This window comes from Microbacterium sp. H6, assembly GCF_003314775.1.
GTDB classification, from domain to species: domain Bacteria; phylum Actinomycetota; class Actinomycetes; order Actinomycetales; family Microbacteriaceae; genus Microbacterium; species Microbacterium oxydans.
In genome coordinates this window covers 8,666-14,032 of the sequence record NZ_QOAY01000089.1, presented here as the reverse complement: position 1 = coordinate 14,032, position 5,367 = coordinate 8,666, and the positions used below count along the sequence as shown (strand labels likewise).

Genomic DNA, 5,367 nt, shown 5'->3' with positions numbered 1-5,367 from the left:
TCGAGTTTCGGAGACGGTGTCTCGGCGCGCACAGCCCTGCGCGAGAGGACGCCGGACGTGGTGATCGTCGACCGCATGCTGCCGGGGATCAGCGGGGACGAGCTCTGCCGCGACCTGCGCTCGTTCTCCGATGTGCCGATCATGATGCTGACCGCTCTCGGGCAGGTGGACGACCGCATCGAAGGGTTCGAGTTCGGCGTCGACGACTACCTTGCCAAGCCCTTCTCGCTGCGGGAGCTGTCGATGCGCGTCGGCGCCCTGGTCCGCCGCGCGCAGGCCGTCCAGGCCGCGGCGGGCGAGGTGCGCGCCGGAGTGTTCGCGATCGATCCGCTGCGTCGCCGTGTCTGGGTGCGTGGCGAGGAGATCGCCCTCACCGGCCGGGAGTACGATCTGCTGCTCTTCCTCGCGCGCAACGAGGGGCGAGCACTCGGGCGGGAGGAGATCCTGCGCGAGGCGTGGGGGTGGAGCTTCGGCGAGGCATCGACCGTCACGGTGCATGTGCGCCGGCTCCGGGAGAAGATCGAACAGGATCCGCGCGACCCCGTCCACCTGCGCACGGAGTGGGGCGTCGGCTACCGGTTCTCGACCGACGGGGACCGATCATGATCGTGCTCGCCGCACCCGATGTGCTGCTGATCGTGCTGACGTGCCTGCTGGCGGCCGTGGTCGTCGCGGCGCTCACCCTCGCCCTGTTGCGAAAGCTCCGGCGCCGGTCGGTCCGTGCGCAGCTCATGCTGGTCGCCAGCGCAGGGGTCGTCACGATGGCGGCTTCGGTCGTCGCGATCGCGGTGGAGATGTACATCTCCACACACGACCTCACGGTGCTGCTCGCCGTGATCGGGGTGTCCCTCGTCCTGGGGCTGGCGACCGCCTGGGTCGCGGCGAGAGCGATGAGGGCGTCGTTCGACCGTTTCTCGGCATCGCTCGAGGAGATGGGCCGCGGCGGAGTGATCGTCGCGGGAGCCGGCGGATCCCGCGAACTGGACGGCCTGTCGATGCAGCTGGCCGAGGTCTCGGCGAAGGTGGATGCCGCCAACGCCGAGCTGGAGCGTCTCGATTCGGCCCGGCGGCGCTTCTTCGCCTGGATCTCTCACGACCTCCGCACTCCCCTGACGGCGGTGCGCGCGCTCGCCGAGTCGATCGAGGACGGGGCTGCCGACGCACCGGAGCGCTTCGCCGGGCAGGTGCGGGCGCAGGTGGAGACGATGAGCCGCATGGTCGACGAGCTGTTCGAGCTGTCGAAGCTGACATCCGGCGCCGTGCAGCTGCAGACGCAGCAGGTCGAGCTGCTCGATGTGGTCTCCGACGCGGTCGCCGACGTCGCGGTCGCGGCTGCCGCACACGACGTGCGCATCGTCGAGCGCGGGGTGGGTGGGCACGTGCTCTGGGCCGATCCGCATCAGCTCGGGCGCATCATCGTCAATCTGCTGACGAACGCGATCCGGCACGCGCCACGCGGCACGGAGGTCGTCATCTCCGCCACCGAGGCGGACCGGAACAGACTCGTGCTCGGCATCCTCGATCACGGAGCCGGAGTGGCGGTGGAAGACCTCGACCGCATGTTCGACGTGGGCTGGCGCGAGGACGCCGCCCGCACCTCGGCCGGCGATCAGGGCGGTGTCGCTTCCGGAGCGGGGCTCGGACTGTCGATCGCCCGCGGCCTCGCCCGTGCCCACGGCGGCGAGGTGTTCGCCGAGCGCACCGACGAGGGATTCCGCATGAACGTGCTCCTGCCGTTCGGGGGAGGCGGGTCATAGGCTGGAGCGCATGACTGACGTTCTTCCCGTGGGCCTCGCCCTTGATGAGTTCAGCTCCGACATCCGCCCCCAGGACGACCTGTATCGCCACGTGAACGGCGCCTGGCTCGCCCGTACCGAGATCCCGGGCGACAAGGCGCGCTGGGGCTCGTTCCACCTTCTCGCCGAGCAGGCGGAGAAGGATGTGCGCGCCATCATCGAGGAGTCGCAGGACGCCGCGGAAGGCACGCTCGCCCGCAAGATCGGCGACCTGTTCGCGAGCTTCATGGACACCGAGCGCATCGATGCCGCCGGTGTCGCCCCGCTCGCCGAGACGCTCGCCGAGATCGATGCGATCGCCGACGTTCCGACGTTCCTGCGCACGGTGGGCGCCTACGACCGCGACGGCCGCGCCTCGATCATCGGTCTCTACGTCGACGGCGACCCCGGCAACCCCGAGCGCTACCTCCCCGTGCTCGTGCAGGCGGGTCTGTCGCTTCCCGACGAGAGCTACTTCCGGCTCGACACCTTCGCCGACACGAGGACCGCGTACCGCGCGCACCTCGAGCGTCTGCTGACCCTGGCCGGCGTGGGCGATGCCGCGGCGAACGCCGACCGCGCGATCGCTCTCGAGACCGAGTTGGCGGGCCACCACTGGGACAACGTGCGCAGCCGTGACGCCGTGGCGACGTACAACCTCAAGACCTGGGACGAGCTGCAGGCACTCGCGGGCGTCGACCTGGCTCCGTGGCGCGAGGCGGTCTCGCCGTCGAACCCCACCGCTTTCGACGAGGTCGTCGTCGCGCAGCCCAGCTTCTTCGAGGGGCTCGGTTCGCTGCTGACCCCCGAGCGGCTGGACGACTGGAAGGCCTGGCTGCGGGCGAAGGCCGTGCACGCCGCCGCCCCGTACCTGACCGACGACCTCGTGCAGGAGAACTTCTCGTTCTACGGCACCGAGCTCACCGGAGTGCCGACGATCCGGGAGCGCTGGAAGCGTGGGGTCTCGCTCACCGAGGGGGCGCTCGGCGAGGCCATCGGCAAGGTCTACGTCGAGCGGCACTACCCGCCGACGGCGAAGGCCGCCATGGACGAGCTGGTCGCGAACCTGATCGAGGCGTATCGGCGGAGCATCACCGACCTCGAGTGGATGACGGCCGAGACCCGCGAGCGCGCGCTCGCCAAGCTCGACTCGTTCACCCCGAAGATCGGGCATCCCGAGGTGTGGCGCGACTACTCCAGCCTCGAGATCGACAGGGGAGACCTGTTCGGCAACGTGCGCCGGGCGTCGATCTTCGAGCACGACCGCAACGTCGACAAGGTGGGCAAGCCCATCGATCGCGACGAGTGGCACATGCCGCCGCAGATGGTCAACGCGTACTACAACCCGTCGATGAACGAGATCGTCTTCCCCGCGGCCATCCTGCAGTACCCGTTCTTCGACGCAGGGCGTGACGCCGCGGCGAACTACGGCGGCATCGGCGCGGTCATCGGTCACGAGATCGGGCATGGCTTCGACGACCAGGGCAGCCGCTACGACGGCGATGGACGCCTGCAGGACTGGTGGACCGATGCCGACCGCTCGGCGTTCGAGGAGCGCACCAAGGCGCTCATCGCGCAGTACGACGCGCTCGTCCCGGAGGGCCTCGACGCCGAGCACCACGTGAACGGCGCGCTCACCATCGGCGAGAACATCGGCGACCTCGGCGGTCTCGGCATCGCGTTGAAAGCATACGAGCTGTCGCTGGACGGCCAGGAGGCCCCGGTCATCGACGGGTACACGGGGGTGCAGCGCCTGCTGCTGTCATGGGCGCAGGTGTGGCAGCAGAAGAGCCGTGACGCCGAGACGCTGCGCCTGCTCACGATCGACCCGCACTCGCCCAACGAGTTCCGCTGCAACCAGATCGTGCGCAACATCGACGCCTTCTACGAGGCGTTCGGCGTGACCGAGTCCGACGCGCTGTGGTTGCCTGCGCCGTCGCGTGTGACCATCTGGTGACAGATCGTCGCACTCTGTGAATCATCCCCCGGCGGTGGGGTTACGATAGCCCTGCCGCCGGGGATCGCCTTCCCGCGGTATCCCGCACATCCACCCCCCTAAGGATCAGCGTGGGCGCTCTCGAGCCTGGTGAAGGCTTCCGCAACTCCTCGGCCCCCGAGTCTCTCGACGGTGCCCAGGAGGCCTCGGGTGCTGGGCGCCGTTCGCAGCGCACCAGCCGCCGGCTTCCGCGCCGCGCGGCGGCGGGACGACGCTCGTTCACGGCCACGCTCCGTGCGCTGGAGGGGCTGGTCGATTCCGGAGCGCAGGTCTCGGTGCACGTGGTCGACCTCGACAACCATGTGCATGTGCTGGCCGGCGACGACCACGTGACGATGCCGATCGCCGGTCTCGGCGTGGTGCCGCTTTTGATCGAGGTCGCTGCGGGCTTCCAGAGCGGTGCTCTCGATCCGTTCGAGATCGTCGAGCGCGAGAGTGTCGACGCCGTGGAGACCTCGGGGCTGTGGCGGCATCTGCACGCGCCGGCGCTGCCCCTGGAAGACCTCGCGGTGATGGCGGCGACCGCGGGCGATCCGATCGCGGTGAACGCCCTGCTGCAGCGGGTGGGGCATGATCGCGTGCGTGAGCGCATCGAGTCCCTCGGACTGCGCCGCACGGCTCTGCTCGATCGCTTCCGCGACCGCCGCGGCCCCGACGACGCCCCGCAGGTGGCCGTGGGGTCGGCGCGCGAGCTCGCCGGGCTGTTCTCCGCCCTCGTGAACTCGCAGGTGGTCGATGTCGCCGTCAGCGCACAGGTGTCCGAGTGGCTCAGCCTCAACCAGGATCTGAGTCTGGTCGCGGCCTCCACCGGCCTCGACCCTTTCGCACATGATCACGATGCGCACGGCCTGCTGTTCGTGAACAAGACCGGCAGGGATCGCGGAGTGAGGGCTGAAGCCGGCGTGCTGGCCGGGCCCCGAGCCGGTGTCGCGTACTCGCTCATCGTGTGCTTCGACGACCTCTCGATCACCCACCGTCTGCGCGCGCACGACGCCTTCCGCGTGCTCGGCGTCGAACTCATGGAGTACACGCACTGACGTCGACGCGGGCGAGCTCACCCGCACCGCTAGCATCGGGGGATGCCTCGATCTGACTGGACCCCGCATCGTCGCGACGACGGCGAGCTGCTCGGGTGGATCCATCCCGAGGGTGAGGGCTGGGTGGCGGTCGACGTGCTCGGACGCCCCGCGTCGGTTCCCACCGAATGGCTCGACGCCGAAGCGGCACTCGAGGAGCACGGCATCGCCTGGCTCGCCGACCCCTGGATGCTCGAGGGCGAGGCGCTGTCGGACGGCGAGGCCGACCGTCCGCTCCGGGTGCGCATCCTCGAGGTGACCCCCGACGAAGACGGTTCGCCCGGTCGAATCGTCGTGAAGATCGACGACTTCGGCGACATGACGCGTCCGGCTGCTGCGCAGTTCGTCCTGGCATGGCCGATCCCGGACCGCCTCCGCCCGCCGCGCGCCGACGACCCCGACCCCCGCACGATCGCCGGCTGACGCCGACGCGTCTCAGCCCGGCAGCGAGGGGCGCTGCTCGGAGCTCCGCTGCTTCGGGATGAACAGCGACAGCACCACCGCGATGATGCCGGCGGCG

5 protein-coding genes are annotated in these 5,367 nt (G+C 69.8%); all 5 read left to right on the top strand.

The genetic code is table 11. The features are described from left to right. The coding region (locus DSP71_RS06140; protein WP_258546290.1) for a response regulator transcription factor at positions 1-606 on the top strand (606 nt) is incomplete at its 5' end. Next, a complete protein-coding gene (locus DSP71_RS06135) occupies positions 603-1,757 on the top strand; it encodes a sensor histidine kinase KdpD (protein WP_113680644.1) in 1,155 nt (384 codons plus the stop codon). The genes DSP71_RS06140 and DSP71_RS06135, both read left to right, overlap by 4 nt. 10 nt (positions 1,758-1,767) lie before the next feature. After that, positions 1,768-3,732 carry a M13 family metallopeptidase gene (locus DSP71_RS06130; protein WP_113680643.1) on the top strand — a complete coding sequence of 655 codons (1,965 nt, stop codon included), beginning with the start codon at positions 1,768-1,770 and terminating at the stop codon, positions 3,730-3,732. A gap of 110 nt (positions 3,733-3,842) precedes the next feature. Beyond that, positions 3,843-4,808: a serine hydrolase gene (locus DSP71_RS06125; protein WP_046747475.1), complete on the top strand. Its 966-nt coding sequence runs from the start codon at positions 3,843-3,845 to the stop codon at positions 4,806-4,808. Between the two features lie 42 nt (positions 4,809-4,850). Then, positions 4,851-5,270 (top strand): hypothetical protein, encoded by a 420-nt coding sequence (locus DSP71_RS06120; RefSeq protein ID WP_046747476.1) that lies wholly within the window; start codon positions 4,851-4,853, stop codon positions 5,268-5,270. Positions 5,271-5,367 lie beyond the last annotated feature (97 nt).

Bases quoted from the DNA above. Each gene is read 5' to 3' on its own strand.
- DSP71_RS06135 (WP_113680644.1), top strand. From the start codon at position 603: ATGATCGTGCTCGCCGCACCCGATGTGCTGCTGATCGTGCTGACGTGC.
- DSP71_RS06130 (WP_113680643.1), top strand. From the start codon at position 1,768: ATGACTGACGTTCTTCCCGTGGGCCTCGCCCTTGATGAGTTCAGCTCC.
- DSP71_RS06120 (WP_046747476.1), top strand. From the start codon at position 4,851: ATGCCTCGATCTGACTGGACCCCGCATCGTCGCGACGACGGCGAGCTG.